Origin of the sequence: Micromonospora sp. CPCC 206061, assembly GCF_036906915.1 — a bacterium.
In the GTDB taxonomy this organism is placed as follows: domain Bacteria; phylum Actinomycetota; class Actinomycetes; order Mycobacteriales; family Micromonosporaceae; genus Phytohabitans.
Genome location: NZ_JBAKHX010000002.1, coordinates 17,969 through 38,120, shown reverse-complemented (window position 1 = coordinate 38,120; position 20,152 = coordinate 17,969). Strand labels below are relative to the sequence as shown.

General features: G+C 66.9%; 34 protein-coding genes. All 34 read right to left on the bottom strand.

Annotation, left to right across the window (positions count from 1 at the left end; translation table 11 throughout):
* Positions 1-111 precede the first annotated feature (111 nt).
* Positions 112-738 carry a 30S ribosomal protein S4 gene (rpsD, locus tag V6V89_RS02490; protein ID WP_334617241.1) on the bottom strand — a complete coding sequence of 209 codons (627 nt, stop codon included), beginning with the start codon at positions 736-738 and terminating at the stop codon, positions 112-114.
* A 13-nt stretch (positions 739-751) separates the two neighbouring features.
* On the bottom strand, positions 752-1,156 hold the full coding sequence (rpsK, locus tag V6V89_RS02485; protein ID WP_334617240.1) for a 30S ribosomal protein S11: 405 nt from the start codon (positions 1,154-1,156) through the stop codon (positions 752-754).
* An 87-nt stretch (positions 1,157-1,243) separates the two neighbouring features.
* A complete protein-coding gene (gene rpsM, locus V6V89_RS02480) occupies positions 1,244-1,624 on the bottom strand; it encodes a 30S ribosomal protein S13 (protein WP_265248406.1) in 381 nt (126 codons plus the stop codon).
* Positions 1,625-1,757: 133 nt separating this feature from the next.
* On the bottom strand, positions 1,758-1,871 hold the full coding sequence (rpmJ, locus tag V6V89_RS02475) for a 50S ribosomal protein L36 (protein WP_265248440.1): 114 nt from the start codon (positions 1,869-1,871) through the stop codon (positions 1,758-1,760).
* Between the two features lie 72 nt (positions 1,872-1,943).
* Positions 1,944-2,165 (bottom strand): translation initiation factor IF-1, encoded by a 222-nt coding sequence (gene infA / locus V6V89_RS02470; RefSeq protein ID WP_007073013.1) that lies wholly within the window; start codon positions 2,163-2,165, stop codon positions 1,944-1,946.
* Positions 2,166-2,349: 184 nt separating this feature from the next.
* Positions 2,350-2,865: a DUF1707 SHOCT-like domain-containing protein gene (locus tag V6V89_RS02465; RefSeq protein WP_334617406.1), complete on the bottom strand. Its 516-nt coding sequence runs from the start codon at positions 2,863-2,865 to the stop codon at positions 2,350-2,352.
* A 40-nt stretch (positions 2,866-2,905) separates the two neighbouring features.
* The gene (gene map, locus V6V89_RS02460) at positions 2,906-3,745 is read right to left on the bottom strand and encodes a type I methionyl aminopeptidase (RefSeq protein WP_334617239.1); all 840 of its coding nucleotides are present in this window, start codon (positions 3,743-3,745) and stop codon (positions 2,906-2,908) included.
* A gap of 10 nt (positions 3,746-3,755) precedes the next feature.
* Entirely contained in the window at positions 3,756-4,409 is a 654-nt protein-coding gene (locus V6V89_RS02455) for an adenylate kinase (protein ID WP_334617238.1), read from the bottom strand.
* Positions 4,410-5,738, bottom strand: a complete 1,329-nt coding sequence (gene secY / locus V6V89_RS02450; protein WP_334617237.1) for a preprotein translocase subunit SecY — start codon at positions 5,736-5,738, stop codon at positions 4,410-4,412.
* A 232-nt stretch (positions 5,739-5,970) separates the two neighbouring features.
* Positions 5,971-6,417, bottom strand: coding sequence for a 50S ribosomal protein L15 (gene rplO / locus V6V89_RS02445; protein WP_334617236.1), 447 nt, complete (start codon positions 6,415-6,417; stop codon positions 5,971-5,973).
* Positions 6,417-6,599, bottom strand: coding sequence for a 50S ribosomal protein L30 (gene rpmD, locus V6V89_RS02440; protein WP_334617234.1), 183 nt, complete (start codon positions 6,597-6,599; stop codon positions 6,417-6,419). Before rpmD ends, rplO begins: the two co-directional genes overlap by 1 nt.
* A complete protein-coding gene (rpsE, locus tag V6V89_RS02435; protein ID WP_334617233.1) occupies positions 6,599-7,219 on the bottom strand; it encodes a 30S ribosomal protein S5 in 621 nt (206 codons plus the stop codon). Before rpsE ends, rpmD begins: the two co-directional genes overlap by 1 nt.
* Before the next feature lie 12 nt (positions 7,220-7,231).
* Positions 7,232-7,621, bottom strand: a complete 390-nt coding sequence (gene rplR, locus V6V89_RS02430; protein WP_334617232.1) for a 50S ribosomal protein L18 — start codon at positions 7,619-7,621, stop codon at positions 7,232-7,234.
* A complete protein-coding gene (gene rplF / locus V6V89_RS02425; protein WP_334617231.1) occupies positions 7,618-8,160 on the bottom strand; it encodes a 50S ribosomal protein L6 in 543 nt (180 codons plus the stop codon). The genes rplR and rplF overlap by 4 nt, the downstream gene beginning before the upstream one ends.
* Before the next feature lie 12 nt (positions 8,161-8,172).
* Positions 8,173-8,580: a 30S ribosomal protein S8 gene (gene rpsH, locus V6V89_RS02420; RefSeq protein WP_281896240.1), complete on the bottom strand. Its 408-nt coding sequence runs from the start codon at positions 8,578-8,580 to the stop codon at positions 8,173-8,175.
* A gap of 64 nt (positions 8,581-8,644) precedes the next feature.
* Positions 8,645-8,830, bottom strand: a complete 186-nt coding sequence (locus tag V6V89_RS02415; RefSeq protein WP_007073023.1) for a type Z 30S ribosomal protein S14 — start codon at positions 8,828-8,830, stop codon at positions 8,645-8,647.
* A gap of 4 nt (positions 8,831-8,834) precedes the next feature.
* Positions 8,835-9,419 (bottom strand): 50S ribosomal protein L5, encoded by a 585-nt coding sequence (gene rplE / locus V6V89_RS02410; protein ID WP_334617230.1) that lies wholly within the window; start codon positions 9,417-9,419, stop codon positions 8,835-8,837.
* Entirely contained in the window at positions 9,419-9,733 is a 315-nt protein-coding gene (gene rplX / locus V6V89_RS02405) for a 50S ribosomal protein L24 (protein WP_334617229.1), read from the bottom strand. Before rplX ends, rplE begins: the two co-directional genes overlap by 1 nt.
* Positions 9,734-9,735: 2 nt before the next feature.
* Positions 9,736-10,104, bottom strand: coding sequence for a 50S ribosomal protein L14 (gene rplN / locus V6V89_RS02400; RefSeq protein WP_089244879.1), 369 nt, complete (start codon positions 10,102-10,104; stop codon positions 9,736-9,738).
* A gap of 85 nt (positions 10,105-10,189) precedes the next feature.
* Positions 10,190-10,459 (bottom strand): 30S ribosomal protein S17, encoded by a 270-nt coding sequence (gene rpsQ / locus V6V89_RS02395; protein ID WP_281896232.1) that lies wholly within the window; start codon positions 10,457-10,459, stop codon positions 10,190-10,192.
* Positions 10,456-10,692 carry a 50S ribosomal protein L29 gene (gene rpmC, locus V6V89_RS02390; RefSeq protein ID WP_334617228.1) on the bottom strand — a complete coding sequence of 79 codons (237 nt, stop codon included), beginning with the start codon at positions 10,690-10,692 and terminating at the stop codon, positions 10,456-10,458. The genes rpsQ and rpmC overlap by 4 nt, the downstream gene beginning before the upstream one ends.
* Entirely contained in the window at positions 10,692-11,117 is a 426-nt protein-coding gene (gene rplP / locus V6V89_RS02385) for a 50S ribosomal protein L16 (protein WP_265248391.1), read from the bottom strand. The genes rpmC and rplP overlap by 1 nt, the downstream gene beginning before the upstream one ends.
* Positions 11,118-11,120: 3 nt before the next feature.
* Positions 11,121-11,972, bottom strand: coding sequence for a 30S ribosomal protein S3 (gene rpsC, locus V6V89_RS02380; RefSeq protein ID WP_334617226.1), 852 nt, complete (start codon positions 11,970-11,972; stop codon positions 11,121-11,123).
* On the bottom strand, positions 11,972-12,460 hold the full coding sequence (gene rplV, locus V6V89_RS02375) for a 50S ribosomal protein L22 (protein ID WP_334617225.1): 489 nt from the start codon (positions 12,458-12,460) through the stop codon (positions 11,972-11,974). Before rplV ends, rpsC begins: the two co-directional genes overlap by 1 nt.
* 37 nt (positions 12,461-12,497) lie before the next feature.
* Entirely contained in the window at positions 12,498-12,779 is a 282-nt protein-coding gene (gene rpsS / locus V6V89_RS02370) for a 30S ribosomal protein S19 (protein WP_281896223.1), read from the bottom strand.
* Positions 12,780-12,782: 3 nt separating this feature from the next.
* Positions 12,783-13,622 carry a 50S ribosomal protein L2 gene (rplB, locus tag V6V89_RS02365; protein ID WP_265248388.1) on the bottom strand — a complete coding sequence of 280 codons (840 nt, stop codon included), beginning with the start codon at positions 13,620-13,622 and terminating at the stop codon, positions 12,783-12,785.
* Positions 13,623-13,636: 14 nt separating this feature from the next.
* Positions 13,637-13,939: a 50S ribosomal protein L23 gene (gene rplW, locus V6V89_RS02360; protein ID WP_281896220.1), complete on the bottom strand. Its 303-nt coding sequence runs from the start codon at positions 13,937-13,939 to the stop codon at positions 13,637-13,639.
* Positions 13,936-14,592 (bottom strand): 50S ribosomal protein L4, encoded by a 657-nt coding sequence (rplD, locus tag V6V89_RS02355; RefSeq protein ID WP_334617224.1) that lies wholly within the window; start codon positions 14,590-14,592, stop codon positions 13,936-13,938. The genes rplW and rplD overlap by 4 nt, the downstream gene beginning before the upstream one ends.
* Entirely contained in the window at positions 14,589-15,251 is a 663-nt protein-coding gene (gene rplC / locus V6V89_RS02350; protein WP_334617223.1) for a 50S ribosomal protein L3, read from the bottom strand. Before rplC ends, rplD begins: the two co-directional genes overlap by 4 nt.
* 13 nt (positions 15,252-15,264) lie before the next feature.
* On the bottom strand, positions 15,265-15,573 hold the full coding sequence (rpsJ, locus tag V6V89_RS02345) for a 30S ribosomal protein S10 (protein ID WP_007073037.1): 309 nt from the start codon (positions 15,571-15,573) through the stop codon (positions 15,265-15,267).
* Positions 15,574-15,853: 280 nt separating this feature from the next.
* Positions 15,854-17,047 (bottom strand): elongation factor Tu, encoded by a 1,194-nt coding sequence (gene tuf, locus V6V89_RS02340; protein WP_334617222.1) that lies wholly within the window; start codon positions 17,045-17,047, stop codon positions 15,854-15,856.
* Between the two features lie 80 nt (positions 17,048-17,127).
* Positions 17,128-19,233 (bottom strand): elongation factor G, encoded by a 2,106-nt coding sequence (gene fusA, locus V6V89_RS02335; protein WP_442935056.1) that lies wholly within the window; start codon positions 19,231-19,233, stop codon positions 17,128-17,130.
* 34 nt (positions 19,234-19,267) lie between these two features.
* Positions 19,268-19,738 carry a 30S ribosomal protein S7 gene (gene rpsG / locus V6V89_RS02330; RefSeq protein WP_265248382.1) on the bottom strand — a complete coding sequence of 157 codons (471 nt, stop codon included), beginning with the start codon at positions 19,736-19,738 and terminating at the stop codon, positions 19,268-19,270.
* A gap of 1 nt (position 19,739) precedes the next feature.
* Positions 19,740-20,114, bottom strand: coding sequence for a 30S ribosomal protein S12 (gene rpsL / locus V6V89_RS02325; protein ID WP_014440718.1), 375 nt, complete (start codon positions 20,112-20,114; stop codon positions 19,740-19,742).
* Between the last annotated feature and the right edge of the window lie 38 nt (positions 20,115-20,152).

Below are 20,152 nucleotides of genomic sequence, written 5' to 3'. Positions count from 1 at the left end.
TTCTGCCGGGGCCGCCCACTATTTGACGGCCACCTTCTCAGTTTTGGCGCCCTGTAGTGGCTCCTGGCTAGGCGCACGGCGCCGCCGGGGCCACTACAGGGCGATCAAAACCTACTTGGAGTAGAGCTCGACGATTAGCTGCTCCTGGACCTGCGTGTCGATGACCTGCCGGGCCGGGAGGGTGTGCACGAGGATCTTCATCTGGCTGGGGATCGCCTCCAGCCACGCCGGCACCGTCTTCGAGCCGGCCTCGGCCTGCGCCACGATGAACGGGGTCATCTCCTTCGACTTCGGGCGCACGTCGACGATGTCGTGCTCGGTGACCCGGAACGAGGGGATGTCGACCTTCTTGCCGTTAACCAGGAAGTGGCCGTGCTTGACGAGCTGGCGAGCCATGTCGCGAGACTTGGCGAAGCCGGCGCGGTAGACCACGTTGTCGAGCCGCGACTCGAGGATCTGCAGCAGCACCTCACCGGTCTTGCCCGGCTTGGAAACGGCCTCCTCGTAGTACCCGCGGAACTGCTTCTCCAGCACGCCGTACACGCGGCGGGCCTTCTGCTTCTCACGGAGCTGGAGCAGGTACTCCGACTCCTTCGTGCGGCCGCGGCCGTGCTGCCCGGGCGGGAACGGCCGGGACTCGAACGGGCACTTCGGACCGTCGCACTTGCTGCCCTTGAGGAACAGCTTCATCTTCTCCCGCCGGCAACGGCGGCAGTCAGCACCTGTGTAGCGAGCCATCTCTCGTTCTCCCTCAGACCCGGCGCCGCTTCGGCGGACGGCACCCGTTGTGCGGCTGCGGCGTGACGTCGGCGATCTGCCCGACCTCCAGGCCGACGGCCTGCAACGAACGGATCGCGGTCTCCCGGCCGGAGCCGGGGCCCTTGACGAACACGTCGACCTTGCGCATGCCGTGCTCCATGGCGCGGCGGGCAGCTGCCTCGGCGGCCAGCTGCGCGGCGAACGGCGTCGACTTGCGGGAGCCCTTGAAGCCCACCTGACCGGCGGACGCCCAGGAGATCACCGCACCGGTCGGGTCCGTGATCGAGACGATGGTGTTGTTGAAGGTGCTCTTGATGTGCGCCTGACCGTGCGCGACATTCTTGCGTTCCTTGCGCCGGACCTTCTTGGCGGCCCCGGCACGAGCCTTCGGTGGCATAAGTTAACTGCGCTCCTATGTAACTCTCCGGACCGGTTAGGAGCCGTGGATGACCACGACGGCACCCGACCCGAATTCCGGTTTGTCTTACTTCTTGCCGGGCTTCTTCTTGCCGGCGACGGTCCGCTTCGGGCCCTTGCGGGTGCGGGCGTTGGTGCGCGTCCGCTGGCCGCGCACGGGCAGGCCCCGGCGGTGCCGAATGCCCTCGTAGCAGCCGATTTCGACCTTGCGGCGGATGTCCGCGGCGACCTCGCGGCGCAGGTCGCCTTCGACCTTGTAGTTGGCGTCGATGTAGTCACGGAGCTGAACGATCTCGTCGTCCGTGAGGTCCTTGGCGCGCTTGTCGGGGCTGATGCCGGTGGCGGCCAGCGTCTCGCTGGCGCGGGTGCGACCGACCCCGAAGATGTAGGTGAGCGCGATCTCCATCCGCTTTTCGCGGGGGAGGTCGACGCCGACTAGACGTGCCATGTGCGGGCGTACTCCTCAGGTATCTCACGGAGGTCTGGACCCGCCCCACCCTCACCTGCCCTGGTGAGGCCCCGGCCTCCGACCGGGGGTGGACCGCTGAAGCGGCTGGGGCGAGCATTTGCAGTTAGGTGCGTCAGCCCTGGCGCTGCTTGTGGCGCGGGTCAACGCAAATGACCATGACCCGGCCGTGCCGGCGGATAACCCGGCACTTGTTGCAGATCTTCTTGACGCTCGGCTTGACCTTCACGGTTTGCCTTTACTTCGTCCACGCCCGTGACCGCGACGCGTCGCGGCGCCGGACTGAAGTGGTTGAACCCGACTACTTGTAGCGGTAGACGATCCGCCCACGAGTCAGGTCGTACGGCGAGAGCTCGACGACGACCCTGTCCTCGGGCAGGATGCGGATGTAGTGCTGCCGCATCTTGCCGCTGATGTGAGCCAGTACCTTGTGGCCGTTGGCGAGCTCCACCCGGAACATGGCGTTCGGGAGTGGCTCGATCACTCGGCCCTCGATCTCGATGGCCCCGTCTTTTTTGGGCATGTCCTCCGCTGTCCTGACGTCGGGTTCTTCGGACAGGCTCGCAACGTCTTTTCACGGGTTTGAGAGACCCGCGCCAGCCGCGGCTCCGGCTACCCACAAGAGCGCAGGTGGGCACGCCGGAGTGGACGCTGCGCGCCGATCAGCCAGTGTACGCCCGTTCACGTATTGACAGCAAACCGAGACCTCAGTCGGCGTCCTCGGTCGCCTCACGCCGGCGTTCGCCCTGCTTACGGGCCCTCTTCTCGATCTTCGCCGTCTTCTTGCGGGCCTGCTTGGCGGCCCACTTGCGGGGCTCCCCGTTGGCCAGCCCGGCCACCGTGGTGACGAGGAGCACGGCCCCCCACGGCCCGGCCACCCAACCGGGCCAGAAATACACCACGTCGCCGGCCATGGCGCTGATGACCGCCCAGATCACAACGCACACCGCCACGACGCCGAAGTACCCATCCCAGGTCTCGGCGAGCCACCGCCGGGTGGCCCCCGCGTACACCTCGGGCGGCTGCACCGGCACCACCTGGGCCCGCTCCCCCGGCACCGGCCCGGGCAGGTCAGCGAGCAGGCGATCCAGCTCGCCGTACGTCTTGGCCGCGTACGCCTGCTGGAGGCGCTCGTCGTACTCGTGCAGATCGAGCCGGCCCTCGTCGAGCGCGCCGCGCAGCTTGTCCGCCACCGCCTGCCGATCGGCGTCCCCCGCGCGCATCCCGTCCGGCACTCCCATACATACGAGAATGCCTCACTCGTCAACCGACGGCAGCCAGCGAGCTGACCAGGTTGCCGAGACGGTTGCGGCCACCGTCTTCGGCGGTCAACACCCACACGCCGTCTTCGAGGATCGCCATCGAGTGCTCGACATGCACGGCCACGGAGCCGTCGCGGGTAACCACGGTCCAGCCGTCGTCCAGCTCGACCGTGCGCGGCGAGCCGATCGTGATCATCGGCTCGATCGCCAGCGCCAGCCCGGGCACCAGGCGCGGCCCCCGCCCCGGGCGGCCGTGGTTGAGCACGTGCGGATCCTGGTGCATCTCGGTGCCGATACCGTGGCCGCCGTACCCGTCGACGATCCCGTACCGGCCACCGCGCCGCACCGCGGACTCCACGGCGTACGAGATGTCGGTCAGGCGGCCGCGCCCGGAGGCCGCACCTCGTGCCGCGGCGGCGATGCCCGCCCACATCGCATCCTCCGCCACCTGCGCCATGCGCAGCAGCTCGGGCCGCACTTCACCGACCGGAACCGTGACCGCGGCGTCGCCGTGCCAGCCGTCCAGTACGGCCCCGCAGTCGATCGAGATGATGTCTCCGTCGCGCAGGACCTGCTTCGTCGACGGGATCGCGTGCACGATCTGCTCGTTGACGGACGAGCAGATCGAGGCGGGAAAGCCGTGGTACCCCTTGAACGAGGGCACCGCCCCCGCCTCCCGGATCACCGACTCGGCGATCGCGTCAAGCTCCGCCGTCGACACGCCGGGCGCCACCGCGTCGCGCATCCTGGCCAGCGCGGCCGCGACGACGAGGCCGGCGGCGCGCATCTTTTCGATCTGAGCCGGCGTCTTGAGCTGAATGGCGAGTTGGTGGCGACGCATAGCAGTGAGGCTAGCCGCCGTAGGAGCGCAGGGCGTCGATCGCTCGCACCGTGACGTCTTCGACCGGACCGGTCGCGTCGATGCCGACCAGCTTGCCCTGCGCGCCGTAGTAGTCGACCAGCGGCGAGGTCTTCTGCGTGTACTCGACGAGCCGGTTCGCGATCGTCTCCGGCTTGTCGTCGTCGCGCTGGAAGAGCTGCCCGCCGCACCTGTCGCAGACGTCTTCGTGCGTGGTGGCGTCGAACTCGACGTGCCAGATCTTGCCGCAGCCACGACAGGTGCGCCGGCCCGACAGCCGCCGGATCACCTCGTCGTCGTCGACGACCAACTCCATTACCAGGTCGAGCGCGGTGCCGAGGTCAGCCAGCAGCTTGTCGAGCGCTACCGCCTGCGGTGTGGTGCGCGGAAAGCCGTCGAGCAGGAAGCCGTCGGCGGCGTCCGGCTCGGCCAGGCGGTCGCGCACCATGTTGATCGTCACCTCGTCCGGGACGAGCTGACCGGCGTCCATGTATCGCCGTGCCTCCACACCCAGCGGCGTGCCCTGTGAGACGTTCGATCGGAAGATGTCTCCCGTCGAAATCTTGGGCACGGCCAGGTGTGCGGCGATGAACTCGGCCTGGGTTCCCTTGCCCGCCCCGGGAGGACCGACCAATACCAACCTCATCTACCGCAAGAACCCTTCGTAGTTCCGCTGCATGAGCTGGCTCTCGATCTGCTTCACGGTCTCCAGGCCGACGCCCACCATGATCAGCACGGCGGTGCCACCGAACGGGAAGTTCACGTAGGCGCTGCTGTCGAGCCAGATGAAGAAGAAGTTCGGCAGGACGGAGATCAGGCCCAGATACAGGGAGCCAGGAAGGGTGATGCGGCTCAGGATGAAGTCGAGGTACTCGGCGGTCGGCTTACCAGGGCGGATGCCCGGCACGAAGCCGCCGTACTTCTTCATGTTCTCCGCGACCTCGGTCGGGTTGAACGTGATCGAGACGTAGAAGTACGTGAAGAAGATGATCAGGAAGAAGTAGACGACGATGTAGACCCAGTCGGCCGGGTTGGCCAGGTGGTTCTGCACCCACGCCTCGAAGTTGTTGAGGTCGTTCGGGTCGCCGAACTGGAGCGCGAGCTGCGGCAGGTACAGCAGTGACGACGCGAAGATGACCGGGATGACACCCGCCTGGTTGACCTTGAGCGGGATGTACGTCGAGGTGCCGCCGTACATGCGCCGGCCGATCATGCGCTTCGCATACTGCACGGGGATGCGCCGCTGCGCCTGCTCGATGAAGACGACCGCGGTGATGACCACGAGCACGAGCGCGATGACCAGGAAGAAGGCGCCCCAACCCTGGCTCTCCTTGATCGACCAACCCTCGGAAGGAAGCCGGGCGGCGATCGAGGTGAAGATGAGGACGGACATGCCGTTGCCGACGCCGCGGTCGGTGATCAGCTCGCCCAGCCACATCACGACACCGGTGCCGGCGGTCATCGTGATGACCAGCGTCACGAGCGTGATCCACATGGGCAGCCCGGTGCCCTCGGGGATGAGCGGCCACTCCTGGCACCGGTTGTTGAAGAGCTGACCGGAGCGCGCCAGCGCCACGAAGGCGGACGACTGGAGGATCGCAAGACCCAGCGTCAGGTACCGGGTGTACTGGGTGATCTTCGCCTGGCCGGACTGGCCCTCCTTGCGGAGCTGCTCCAGTCGCGGAATCACGACGGTGAGCAGCTGAAGGATGATCGACGCGGTGATGTAGGGCATGATGCCCAGCGCGAAGACCGACAGCGACAGCAGCGCGCCGCCGGAGAAGAGGTTGAGGAGGGTGAAGACGCCGGGAGTGCCGGTCTCCATGGCCTCGATGCACTTCTGCGCGTTGCCGTACGAGACACCCGGACTCGGCAATGTCGCGCCAAGCCGATAGATGGCCACGATGCCTATCGTGAACAGCAGCTTCTTGCGCAGGTCAGGCGTGCGGAACGCACTGAGAAACGCGGAGAGCAACTTCTTCCTCCTGCGCGAGGCGGCCGCCTCAGGTGGCGGGGCGGGTTTGGAACCGGGCGGACGCCCGACATCCATACTGGGAACGGACTCTAACAGTACGGTGTGAGTTCGGGCAGATGCGCCCGGGGACATACACCGATCACTATATTAACGGGACGAAACACCAGATAGTAGGGCGCGGCGCCCGTCAGTCGCCAGGCAACTGATCGGGCGCCACGTCCGCACTCTCTCGCTACAGCTCGGTGACCGCGCCACCTGCGGCAGTGATCTTCTCCTTGGCCGACGCGCTGAACGCGTGCGCCGACACCTGGAGCGTGACGCCACCCAGGTCGCCCGTGCCGAGTACCTTGACCGGCTGGCCCTTGCGGACCGCGCCCGCCTGCACCAGCTCGATCGGTCCGACCTCGCCGCCCTGCGGGAACAGCTCGGCCAGCCGGTCCAGGTTCACTACCTGGAACACGACCTTGTTCTTGTTCTTGAAGCCCTTCAGCTTCGGCAGGCGCATGTGGATCGGCATCTGCCCACCCTCGAACGCCGCCGAGATGTTCTTCCGGGCCTTCGAGCCCTTCGTACCGCGACCGGCCGTCTTGCCCTTGGAGCCCTCACCGCGACCCACACGGGTCTTGTCGGTCTTGGAGCCCGGGGCGGGCCGGAGGTGGTGGACCTTGATGATCGTCATTACTCGACCTCCTCGACCTTCACGAGGTGGTTCACCGCGAAGATCATGCCCCGGATTTCGGGACGGTCCTCCTTGACCACCACGTCGTTGATCCGCTTCAGCCCGAGCGACCGCAGCGAGTCCCGCTGGTTGCGCTTGGAGCCGATGTTGGACCGGACCTGGGTGACCTTAAGGCGTGCCATTACGCCCCCACCCCCGCACGCGCCGCCAGCATCGCTGCGGGCGCGACGTCTTCGACCGGCAGGCCACGACGGGCGGCGACCGCCTCGGGCGCCTCCAGGCTCTTCAGGGCCCGGACCGTGGCGTGCACGATGTTGATCGGGTTGGACGAGCCGAGGCTCTTGGAGAGCACGTCGTGGATGCCCGCGCACTCCAGCACGGCACGCACCGGCCCACCGGCGATGACACCGGTACCGGCGGAGGCCGGCTTGAGCAGGACCACACCGGCGGCGTCTTCGCCCTGCACGGGGTGCGGAATCGTGGCGGCGATGCGGGGCACCTTGAAGAAGTGCTTCTTGGCCTCCTCGACGCCCTTGGCGATCGCGGCCGGCACCTCCTTGGCCTTGCCGTAGCCGACGCCGACCGTGCCGTCGCCGTCGCCCACCACGACAAGCGCGGTGAAGCTGAACCGGCGGCCACCCTTGACGACCTTGGCAACCCGGTTGATGGTGACTACACGCTCGAGGTGCGGGGTCTTCTCGACGGGAGAGTTACCCCCGTCACGACCCCGACCGCGACCTTCGCGACGGCCGCCACCTTCGGTGTTACCGGACCCGCCGCCGCGGCGCTGTTGACCTGGCATTGGTTTTCCTTCCTAAAACTCGAGTCCGGCTTCGCGGGCGGCGTCCGCGAGAGCGGCGATGCGCCCCGCGTACTTGTTGCCACCGCGGTCGAAGACGACCTGGGAGATGCCCGCGGCCTTGGCCCGCTCGGCGAGCAACGCACCCACCTTGCCGGCGAGCGCGCTCTTGTCGCCATCGGCGCTACGGATGGACGCGTCCAGAGTCGAGGCGGACGCCAGGGTGTGCCCCTTGGTGTCGTCGACGACCTGAGCAGTGATGTGCCGCAACGAACGCGTGACCACGAGACGCGGCCGCTCGGGCGAGCCGAGCACGTTCTTGCGGACGCGGAAGTGCCGACGCGCCCGCCCGATGGCGCGCTGCGCGGCGACACCGCGGCGGCGCTTGAGCAGAGTCGCGCTCACTTCTTACCTGCCTTTCCGGCCTTGCGGCGGATGACCTCGCCCTGGTACTTGACGCCCTTGCCCTTGTAGGGCTCCGGCGGGCGGATCTTCCGGATGTTGGCGGCGACCTCGCCGACCTGCTGCTTGTCGATGCCGGCCACGTGGAAGAGGGTCGGCCGCTCCACCGTAAAGGTGATGCCGTCCGGCGCCTCGACCAGCACCGGGTGCGAGAAGCCGAGGGCGAACTCGAGGTCCTTGCCCTTGGCGGTCACCCGGTAACCGGTGCCAGCGATCTCCAGGCTCTTCCGGTATCCCTCGGTCACGCCAAGGATCATGTTGGCGACCAGGGTGCGGGAGAGGCCGTGCAGTTCCTTGGCCTTGCGCTCGTCGTTCGGCCGGATGACGTTCAGCTGGCCGTCGTCGCCGCGCTCGACCGAGATCGGCTCGGCGACGGTGTGCGAGAGCTCGCCCTTGGGGCCCTTGACCTTGACGGTCTGGCCGTCAATGGTGACGTCGACGCCCGCAGGGACCGGGATCGACTTACGTCCGATTCGCGACATGGTAGATCTTCCTCACCAGACGTAGGCGAGGACTTCCCCGCCCACCCCTCGCTTGCGGGCCTGCCGGTCGGTGAGCAGTCCCTGAGACGTCGAGATGATCGCCACGCCCAGGCCGCCGAGAACACGCGGCAGCTCCGGCGACTTCGCGTACACGCGCAGGCCGGGCTTGGACACGCGGCGGATGCCGGCGAGGCTGCGCTCGCGGCTCTGGCCGTACTTCAACTCGACGTTCAGTCGCTTGCCGACGACACCCTCCTCGGGCTCCTCGACGGACCAGGCGGCGATGTAACCCTCGGCCTTGAGGACCTCGGCGATGTTCGCCTTGATCTTCGAGTAGGGCATCGTCACCCGGTCGTGGTACGCCTGGTTGGCGTTGCGCAGACGCGTGAGCATGTCTGCGATCGGGTCAGTCATCGTCATGGGTGTGAATCAGCCTTTCTCGCCGCGGTTCCCAGCCCCGCCGGGCCTACGGCGAAGAGAAGTTCTACCAAGATGCCTTGGAAACGCCTGGCAGCTCACCGCGGTGAGCCATCTCCCGGATGCAGACCCGGCAGAGACCGAACTTGCGGTAAACCGCCTTCGGACGCCCGCAACGCTGGCACCGGGTGTATGCGCGCACCGAGAACTTCGGCTTCGCGGCCGCTTTCAGGATCAGCGCCTTCTTCGCCATTAACTCAGTTCTCCTTGAACGGGAAGCCCAGGAGCTTGAGCAGCGCCCGGCCCTCGTCATCAGTCGTGGCCGTGGTGACCACCGTGATGTCCATGCCCCGGACACGATCGATCCGGTCCTGGTCGATCTCGTGGAACACCGACTGCTCGGTCAGACCGAACGTGTAGTTGCCGTTGCCGTCGAGCTTGCGGGCGTCGAGGCCGCGGAAGTCGCGGATACGCGGGAGCGCGATCGACAGCAGCCGGTCCAGGAACTCCCACATCCGGTCGCCGCGCAGGGTCACCTTGGCACCGATCGGCATGCCCTCGCGCAGCTTGAACTGCGCGATCGACTTCTTGGCCCGACGCACCAGCGGCTTCTGGCCGGTGATCGTGGCGAGGTCGCGGACCGCGCCGTCGATCAGCTTGGCGTCACGAGCGGCCTCGCCGACACCCATGTTGACGACGATCTTGACCAGGCCGGGAACCTGCATCGGGTTGGCGTAGTTGTACTGCTCCTTCAACTGCGCCACGATCTCGCTGCGGTACCGCTCCTTGAGCCGCGGGATGGCTTTCGTTGCCGAAGTTGTGGAATCGGTCGCGGAGGTCATCACAGGTCCTTACCGGTACGACGCGAGATGCGGACCTTCTGGCCGTTCTCGTCAACCCGGAAGCCGATGCGGGTCGGCTTGCCGTCGGAGTCCACGACCGCCACGTTCGAGACGTGGATGGCGGCCTCCTGGGTGACGATGCCACCGGTCTTCGCACCGCGCTGGGTGGTGCGGATGCGGGTGTGCTTCTTGACGCGGTTCACGCCCTCGACGATGACCTTGTCCTGCCGCGGGTAGGCCGCGATGACCTTGCCCCGGGCACCCTTGTCCTTGCCGGCGATGACCTCGACCGTGTCGCCCTTCTTAACCTTCACGGTTAGAGCACCTCCGGTGCCAACGAGATGATCTTCATGAACCGCTTGTCCCGCAGCTCGCGCCCGACCGGGCCGAAGATACGGGTACCGCGGGGGTCGCCGCCGTCCTTGATGATCACGGCAGCGTTCTCGTCGAAGCGGATGTACGACCCGTCGGGCCGCCGCTTCTCCTTGGCGGTGCGCACGACGACGGCTTTGACAACGTCGCCCTTCTTGACACCCGCGCCGGGGATCGCGTCCTTGACCGTGGCCACGATGACGTCACCGATGCCGGCGTAGCGCCGACCCGAGCCACCGAGAACCCGGATGCACAGGATTTCCCGAGCACCCGTGTTGTCGGCGACGCGCAGTCGCGACTCCTGTTGAATCACGTCAAACTCCTATGTCTGCCAGTTCTCCCAGGGAGCTTGGCGGAACGTGAGGTCCGGCTCTCCGCCGGACGACCGGTGGCCTTCGCTACTTTGCCTTCTCGAGGATCTCCACGACCCGCCACCGCTTCGTAGCGGACAGCGGACGGGTCTCCATCAGCAGCACGCGGTCGCCGATGCCGCACGCGTTCTGCTCATCGTGCACCTTCAGCTTGCTGGTACGACGGATGACCTTGCCGTACAGCGGGTGCTTGACCCGGTCTTCGACCTCGACGACCACGGTCTTGTCCATCTTGTCGCTCACGACGAGGCCCTCACGGACCTTGCGCTGGTTGCGCTGCACAGTGTTTTCGCTCATGACGCAGTCACCTCAGTCGGCGCGACCGAGAGCCCCAGCTCACGCTCACGCATGATCGTGTAAATCCGGGCGATCTCCCGACGGATGACCTGCAGCCGGCGGTTGTTGTCGAGCTGACCGGTCGCGTTCTGCACCCGGAGGTTGAACAGCTCCGCCTTGGCCTCCCGCAGCTGTGCCACGAGCTCCTCGTCTGGGAGCTCGCGCAGCTCGGCGGCCTTGGTGCCCGCTGCCATCAGACTTCACCCACTTCGCGCGTCACGATGCGGCACTTCATCGGAAGCTTGTGGATCGCGCGGCGCATCGCCTCTCGCGCGATCGCCTCGTTCGGGAAGGACATCTCGAAGAGCACCCGCCCCGGCTTGACGTTGGCGACCCACCACTCGGGCGAACCCTTACCGGAACCCATCCGGGTTTCGGCCGGCTTCTTGGTCAGGGCCTGGTCCGGGAAGACCGTGATCCAGACCTTGCCACCACGCTTGATGTGACGGGTCATCGCGATACGCGCCGACTCGATCTGCCGGTTCGTCACGTAGGCGGGCTCCAGAGCCTGGATACCAAACTCGCCGAAGACCACCCGGTTGCCGCCCTTGCTCGCACCCGAACGCGACGGGTGGTGCGGCTTGCGGAAGCCCTTCGGGGGCTTACGCGGCATCAGCATGTGTCAGCCCTCCTGCTGCTCACTCGGCGCCGCGCTCGGCGCGGCCTCCGCGGCGGGCGCGGTCTGCTCGGCGGCTGCCGCGGTGGCGGCAGCCGCGGCACGACCCGCCTCGGTGCCACCAGCGGTCGTACCCGACGAACCGGAACGGCCACGGCGCGGACGCTCGGGACGGTCGCCACGGTCACGGCGCGGACGCGGCGGACCCGCCTCGGCGGGAGCCTCGCGGCCCGGCACGGCGTCGCCCTTGTAGATCCAGACCTTCACGCCGATCCGGCCGAAGGTGGTGCGTGCCTCGAAGAAGCCGTACTCGATGTTGGCCCGCAGGGTGTGCAGCGGGACCCGACCCTCGCGGTAGAACTCCGTGCGGCTCATCTCCGCGCCGCCGAGGCGGCCGGAGACCTGCACGCGGATGCCCTTGCAGATCGGGTTCTTCATCGCCGACTGCATCGCCTTGCGCATCGCCCGGCGGAAGCTGACCCGGCTGGACAACTGCTCCGCCACGCCCTGCGCGACGAGCTGCGCGTCCGACTCTGGGCTCTTCACCTCGAGGATGTTGAGCTGCACCTGCTTGCCGGTGAGCTTCTCCAGCTCGCCGCGGATCCGGTCGGCCTCCGCACCCTTACGGCCGATGACGATGCCCGGCCGGGCGGTGTGAATGTCGACGCGGACCCGATCACGGGTGCGCTCGATGTCTACCTTGGAGATGCCGGCGCGCTCCAGGCCCTTGGACATCATCCGGCGGATCTTGACATCCTCGCCGATGTAGTCCTTGTAGAGCTTGTCCGCGAACCAGCGGGACTTCCAGTCGGTCGAGATGCCGAGCCGGAACCCGTGCGGGTGAACCTTCTGACCCATTACTCGGTCCCTTCCTCGGCGCTCTCGGCCTTCGTCGTCTCGGCCGGCTTCGTCTCCTCGACCGCCGTGTCGCTCTCCGCCGGCTTCGCCGCCTTTTTGGTTGCCTTGCGCGCCGGCGCCGCCACCGCGACCGCTTCGACCGCGATCGTGATGTGGCAGGTGCGCTTGCGGATCCGGTACGCGCGACCCTGCGCCCGCGGCTGGAACCGCTTGAGCGTCGGACCCTCGTCCACGTACGCCTCGCTGACGAGCAGCGCGTCGGGGTCCAGCCGCTCGTTGTTCTCGGCGTTCGCGATCGCGCTGGCAAGCACCTTGTAGACCTGCTCGCTCGCGGCCTGCGGCGCGAACTTCAGCACGGTGAGCGCCTCCTGCGCGGGCAGACCGCGGACGAGGTTGACCACACGGCGCGCCTTGGTCGGCGAAATACGCACGTGGCGTGCTACCGCCCGCGCGCCCGGGAGCACCGGAGCGTCGCCCTTAACTGGCATCGCTGTAAACCCCTTGATCCTTAATCCGTTTGCCCGCTCAGCGCCTGCGGCTCTTGCGGTCGTCCTTCTCGTGACCCTTGAACGTGCGGGTCAGCGCGAACTCGCCGAGCTTGTGCCCGACCATCGACTCGGTGACGAACACCGGGACGTGCTTGCGGCCGTCGTGGACGGCGATCGTGTGCCCGAGCATCTCGGGGATGATCGTCGAACGCCGAGACCAGGTCTTGATGACGTTCTTGGAGCCCTTCTCGTTCTGGACTTCCACCTTCTTGAGCAGGTGGTCGTCGATGAACGGGCCCTTCTTGAGACTGCGCGGCATGGGTTAACCCCGCTTCCGGTTGGCGTAACGACGGCGGACGATCAGCCGGTCGCTCGGCTGGCCCTTGCGGCGGGTGCGGCCCTCGGGCTTGCCCTGCGGGTTCACCGGATGGCGACCACCGGAGGTCTTGCCCTCACCGCCACCGTGCGGGTGGTCGACCGGGTTCATGGCGACACCGCGGACGGTCGGGCGCTTGCCCTTCCACCGCATCCGGCCGGCCTTGCCCCAGTTGATGTTTGACTGGTCGGCGTTGCCGATCTCGCCGACGGTCGCGCGGCAGCGCACGTCGACACGGCGGATCTCGCCCGAGGGCATCCGCAGCGTGGCGTACGCGCCCTCGCGGCCGAGCAACTGGATGCCGACGCCAGCCGAGCGGGCCATCTTGGCGCCGCCACCGGGACGCAGCTCCACGCAGTGGATCTGGGTACCTACCGGGATGTTGCGCAGCGGCAGGTTGTTACCCGGCTTGATGTCGGCGCCCGGGCCGGACTCGATCCGGTCGCCCTGCTTGATGTCCTTCGGCGCGATGATGTAGCGCTTCTCGCCGTCGGCGTAGTGCAGCAGTGCGATGCGGGCGGTGCGGTTGGGGTCGTACTCGATGTGCGCGACCTTCGCCGGCACGCCGTCCTTGTCGACCCGCTTGAAGTCGATCAGGCGGTACTGCCGCTTGTGACCGCCGCCCTGGTGCCGCGTAGTGATCTTGCCGTGGGCGTTGCGGCCGCCCTTCTTCGGCAACGGAGCCAGGAGCGACTTCTCCGGCGTGGACCGGGTGATCTCGGCGAAGTCGGCGACGCTGGAGCCACGGCGGCCCGGCGTCGTCGGCTTGTACTTACGAATCGGCATTTTTAGACAACCCCTTAGCTGACCGGGCCGCCGAAGGCCTCGATGCGGTCACCGTCAGCCAGCTTTACCAGCGCCCGCTTGGTGTCCTTACGCTTGCCCCACCCGGTGCGGGTGCGCTTGCGCTTGCCCTCGCGATTGGCGGTGTTGACCGTCAGGACCCGGACGTTGAAGATCTGCTGGATAGCGATCTTGATCTGGGTCTTGTTCGCGTCCGGGTGAACCAGGAACGTGTACCAGTTCTGGTCGAGAACGCTGTAGCTCTTCTCCGACACGATCGGCGCGACGATGATGTCGCGCGGATCCGCGATGGTGGTCACTTGTCCGCCTCCTCGCTGGCCGTGCCGCGGTCGCCCAGGAACTCGTCCAGCGCGTCCTTGGTGAAGACCACGTCGTCGGCGACCAGCACGTCGTACGTGTTGAGCTGGCCGGCTTCGATCAGGTGCACGCCGTCGCCGGCGAGGTTGCGCAGCGAGAGCCAGTTCAGCTCGTCCTGCGCACTCAGCACGACCAGGACGCGCTTGCGCTCGGTGGCGGTGCGCAGGGTCTTCAGCGCCTCCTTGGTCGACGGCTTCTCACCGCCGACGAAGGCCTGGACCACGTGCACCCGCCCCTCGCGGGCCCGGTCGGACAGCGCGCCACGCAGGGCGGCCACCTTCATCTTCTTGGGGGTCCGCTGGCTGTAGTCGCGCGGCACGGGACCGTGCACGACGCCACCGCCGGCGAACTGCGGCGCCCGGATCGAGCCCTGACGAGCCCGGCCGGTGCCCTTCTGCTTGTACGGCTTCTTGCCGCCACCGGCGACCTCACCGCGGGTCTTGACCTTGTGCGTGCCCTGGCGCGCGGCCGCGAGCTGGGCGACGACGACCTGGTGCATCAGCGGGATGTTCGCCTGCACGTCGAAGATGTCGCCCGGCAGCTCGACGGAGCCGGCCGTGGTGCCCTCGGGGGTCAGAACGCCAACCGTGGTCACTTCGCCGCACCACCCTTCGTGGGCGCCTTGGCCGAGGTGCGCACGAACACGAGCGCGCCCTTCGGGCCCGGGATCGCGCCCTTGATCAGCAGCAGGTTGTCGTCAGCCTCGACCCGCTGCACGGTCAGGTTCTGCACCGTGTACCGGACGCCGCCCATGCGGCCAGCCATCCGGACACCCTTGAAGACGCGGCCAGGGGTCGCGCAGGCGCCGATCGAGCCGGGCGAGCGGTGCTTGCGCTCGACACCGTGGCTCGCGCGCAGGCCGTGGAAGCCGTGCCGCTTCATCACACCCGCGAAGCCCTTGCCCTTGGTCTTGCCGGTGACGTCGATCAGCGCGCCGGGCTCGAACGTCTCGACGGTGACCTCCTGCCCCAGCTCGTACTCGCTCGCGTCGGTCGTGCGCAGCTCGACGAGGTGCCGGCGCGGCGCGGCGCCCGACTTGGCGAAGTGGCCGGTCTCCGGCTTGTTCACCTTGCGGGGGTCGATCGTGCCGAACGCGAGCTGGACCGCCGAGTAGCCGTCCTTGTCGGGGGTACGGACCTGGGTCACGACACACGGGCCGGCCTGAACCACGGTCACGGGGACGACGCGGCCGTTGTCCCAGACCTGGGTCATGCCGAGCTTGGCGCCCAGGATGCCCTTCACTTGCCTGTCCATGAGTTCGCAGTCCCTACAGCTTGATCTCGATGTCGACGCCAGCCGGCAGGTCGAGACGCATGAGCGAGTCGACCGTCTTGGGGGTCGGGTCGATGATGTCGATCAGACGCTTGTGCGTGCGCATCTCGAAGTGCTCGCGCGAGTCCTTGTACTTGTGCGGCGAACGGATCACGCAGAAACGGTTGATCTCCGTTGGCAGCGGCACCGGGCCCGCGACCTGAGCACCGGTACGAGTCACCGTCTCCACGATCTTGCGCGCCGAAGAGTCGACGACCTCGTGGTCGTAGGCCTTGAGCCGGATGCGGATCTTCTGTCCCGCCATGGTGGCTTCTGTTTCCTTCTCTCGATGCCGCTGTGGTGCGGGGTTTCGCAACCCCTTGTCCGACCCCCGCGGTCGGGCGTGTCGCGCCCCTTGGCCAGGCTCCGCCCCTGCGAACGGGGCGATCTGGTTGGTGCGGGGTTCGAGGTACCGGGCGTATCAACACACCCCCGGCCACCCGCGAAGGTGGTCGGCTGCTACGGGCAGCCGACCACCCCGCGCAAAGCGCAACCTGACTAGTATGCCGTACTCGCGTACAGCAGGTCCAATCGGGTTACCCAGCTCACTTGATGATCTTGGTTACCTGACCGGCGCCGACGGTGCGGCCACCCTCGCGGATCGCGAACTTCAGACCCAGGTCCATAGCGATGGGCTGGATCAGCTTCACGGTCATCGAGGTGTTGTCGCCAGGCATGACCATCTCGGTGCCCTCGGGCAGCGTGACGACACCGGTGACGTCGGTGGTGCGGAAGTAGAACTGCGGCCGGTAGTTCTGGAAGAACGGGGTGTGCCGGCCACCCTCCTCCTTGGAGAGGATGTAGACCGTCGCCTCGAACTCCGTGTGCGGGGTCGTGGTGCCCGGCTTGACGACCACCATGCCGCGCTCGACGTCCTCGCGCTTGACGCCACGCAGGAGCAGACCGACGTTCTCGCCAGCGCGAGCCTCGTCGAGCAGCTTGCGGAACATCTCGATACCGGTGCAGGTGGTCTTGATCGACTTCTCGCGAATACCGACGATCTCGACCTCCTCGTTCGGCTTGAGGATGCCGCGCTCGGCGCGACCGGTCACCACAGTGCCACGACCGGTGATCGTGAAGACGTCCTCGATCGGCATGAGGAACGGCTTCTCGGTCTCACGCTCGGGCTGCGGGATCGCCGTGTCGACCGCGCTCATCAGCTCCATGAGCTTCTCGGTCCACTCGGCGTCACCCTCGAGGGCCCTCAGCGCCGAAACGCGCACGACCGGGACGTCGTCGCCCGGGAACTCGTACGTGCTCAGCAGCTCGCGGACCTCCAGCTCGACCAGCTCGAGCAGCTCCTCGTCCTCGACCATGTCGCTCTTGTTGAGCGCCACGACGATGTAAGGAACGCCGACCTGGCGGGCCAGGAGCACGTGCTCCTTGGTCTGCGGCATCGGGCCGTCGGTCGCCGCGACCACCAGGATCGCGCCGTCCATCTGCGCGGCACCGGTGATCATGTTCTTGATGTAGTCGGCGTGCCCAGGACAGTCGACGTGCGCGTAGTGGCGCGCCTCGGTCTGGTACTCGACGTGAGCGATCGAGATCGTGATGCCGCGAGCCTTCTCCTCCGGCGCCTTGTCGATCTCGTCGAACGGCGTGTAGGGGTTCAGGTCGGGCATCTTGTCGTGCAGGACCTTGGTGATGGCCGCGGTCAGCGTCGTCTTACCGTGGTCGATGTGACCAATGGTGCCGATGTTGACGTGCGGCTTAGTCCGCTCGAACTTCGCCTTCGCCACTGGTGTCCTCCTGTGGACTTCTTGGTTCGTACGCTTGGTCTTGCAACTTTGCGGCCATCAGGCCCGGTCTAGCGCAGTTCCTACTCGCCTGTTGCCTTCGCGATGATTTCCTTCGCGACGTTCTGAGGAACCTCGGCGTAGGAGTCGAACTGCATGCTGTAGCTCGCCCGGCCCTGGGTCTTCGACCGCAGGTCGCCGACGTAGCCGAACATCTCCGACAGGGGGACCAGGGCGCGGACGACGCGGGCACCCCCGCGCTCCTCCATCGCCTGGATAATGCCCCGGCGGGAGTTGAGGTCGCCGATGACGTCACCCATGTTCTCCTCAGGAGTGGTGACCTCAACGGCCATCATCGGCTCGAGAAGTGCCGGGTCGGCCCTGCGGGCCGCTTCCTTGAGCACCATCGAACCGGCGATCTTGAACGCCATCTCGGACGAGTCAACCTCGTGGTACTTGCCGTCCACCAAGGTCAGCTTCACGCCGACCAGCGGGTAACCGGCGAGGATGCCGTACTGCATGGCGTCCTGGGCACCGGCGTCCACCGACGGGATGAACTCCTTGGGGATGCGACCACCGGTGACCGAGTTCTGGAACTCGTACGTGGGGGCGTCGTTGTCGAGCGGCAGCGGCTCGAGGCTGATGATGACGCTCGCGTACTGGCCGGAACCGCCGGTCTGCTTCTTGTGCGTGTACTCGACCTTCTCCACCTTGCGGCGGATGGTCTCGCGGTACGCGACCTGCGGCTTGCCGATGTTGGCCTCGACGTTGAACTCGCGACGCATGCGGTCGACGAGGATGTCGAGGTGCAGCTCGCCCATGCCGGAGATCACGGTCTGGCCGGTCTCTTCGTCATTGGCGACGCGGAACGTCGGGTCTTCCTCGGCGAGACGCTGAATCGCGGTGCCCAGCTTCTCCTGGTCGGCCTTGGTCTTCGGCTCGATCGCCACCTGGATGACCGGCTCGGGGAAGGTCATCGACTCCAGGATCACCGCGTTGGCCGGGTCGCACAGCGTGTCACCGGTGGTGGTCTGCTTCAGACCCTGCACGGCGATGATGTCACCAGCCTGCGCCGTCGAGCGCTCCTCGCGCTTGTTGGCGTGCATCTGGTAGATCTTGCCGATGCGCTCCTTGCGGTCCTTGGTGGAGTTGATCACCTGGGAACCGGACTCCAGCGTGCCGGAGTACACCCGGACGTAGGTCAGCTTGCCGAGGTGCTTGTCCGTCTGGATCTTGAAGGCCAGCGCGGCGAACGGCTCGCTCACCGACGGCTTCCGCTGCAGCGGTGTCTCGCCGTCCGTCGCGGTGCCCTCGATCGCCGGGATGTCGAGCGGCGAAGGCAGGAAGTCGACCACCGCGTCGAGCATGGGCTGCACGCCCTTGTTCTTGAACGCGGAGCCACACAGGACCGGGTTGGCCTTGCTGGCGATGGTCGCCCGCCGGATGCCCGCCTTGATGTCCTCGGCAGAGAGATCCACACCGTCGAGGTACTTCTCCATCACGGTGTCGTCGACGTCCGCGAGCGTCTCGATCAGCTTCTCGCGCCACTCGGCGGCCTGGTCGGCGAGGTCTGCCGGGACCTCTTCGATCGCGTAGTCCTCGCCCTTCATCGTCTCACCACGCCAGGTGAGCGCGCGCATGCCGATCAGGTCGACGACGCCGATGTGGTCGCCCTCGAGCCCGATCGGGATCTGGAGCACCAGCGGCGTGGCGTTGAGCCGGTCGATCATCATCTGCACGCAACGGAAGAAGTCCGCGCCCGTGCGGTCGAGCTTGTTGACGAAACACATCCGCGGGACGTGGTACTTGTCGGCCTGGCGCCAGACGTTTTCGGTCTGCGGCTCCACGCCGGCGACACCGTCGTACACCGCCACCGCGCCGTCCAGGACACGCAGCGAACGCTCGACCTCAACGGTGAAGTCGACGTGCCCCGGCGTGTCGATGATCTGGATGGTGTGGTCCTTCCACTCGCACTTGGTGGCGGCGGAAGTGATGGTGATGCCCCGCTCCTGCTCCTGCTCCATCCAGTCCATGACGGCCGCGCCCTCGTGGACTTCACCGATCTTGTACGTGATGCCGGTGTAGAACAGGATCCGTTCGGTCGTGGTCGTCTTACCGGCGTCGATGTGCGCCATGATGCCGATGTTGCGAACCTTGGCAAGCGCGTTGTCGGCGGCAGCCACGATAATCCCTACTTCGTCGTCTCGTCGGTGACCGCTGCGATTACCAGCGGTAGTGAGCGAAGGCCTTGTTGGACTCCGCCATCTTGTGGGTGTCTTCGCGCCGCTTGACGGCGGCACCGAGGCCGTTGCTCGCGTCGAGCAGCTCGTTCTGCAGGCGCTCGACCATGGTCTTCTCGCGACGCGCCTTGGAGTACGTCACCAGCCAACGCAGGCCCAGCGTGGTCGCCCGGGGGGGACGCACCTCGACCGGCACCTGGTAGGTCGCGCCACCGACACGGCGGCTGCGTACCTCAAGGGTGGGCTTGACGTTGTCCATCGCACGCTTCAGCGTCACGACCGGGTCGGTGCCGGTCTTCTCACGGCAGCCCTCGAGCGCGCCGTAGACGATGCGCTCGGCGAGCTGGCGCTTGCCACGCATCAGGATCTTGTTGATCAGCTGCGTGACCAGCGGGGAGTTGAACACCGGGTCCGCAACCAGCGGCCGGCGCGGAGCGGGGCCTTTACGCGGCATGTCAGCTCTTCTCCTTCTTCGCGCCGTAGCGACTGCGGGCCTGCTTGCGGTTGCGGACACCCTGTGTGTCCAGCGAACCACGAACGATCTTGTACCGCACGCCGGGGAGGTCCTTCACCCGGCCACCGCGGACGAGCACGATCGAGTGCTCCTGGAGGTTGTGGCCGACGCCCGGAATGTACGCCGTCACCTCGATCTGGCTGCTGAGCTTCACACGAGCGACCTTGCGCAGCGCGGAGTTCGGCTTCTTCGGGGTGGTGGTGTACACGCGCGTGCACACGCCGCGCCGCTGAGGGCTCCCCTTCAGCGCTGGCGTCTTGGTCTTGCTCGTCTTCGCCTGTCGGCCCTTGCGGACCAGCTGCTGGATCGTGGGCACCGGGTTCTCTCCGCTCCCTTGCTTCTTTTTGTGTGCCT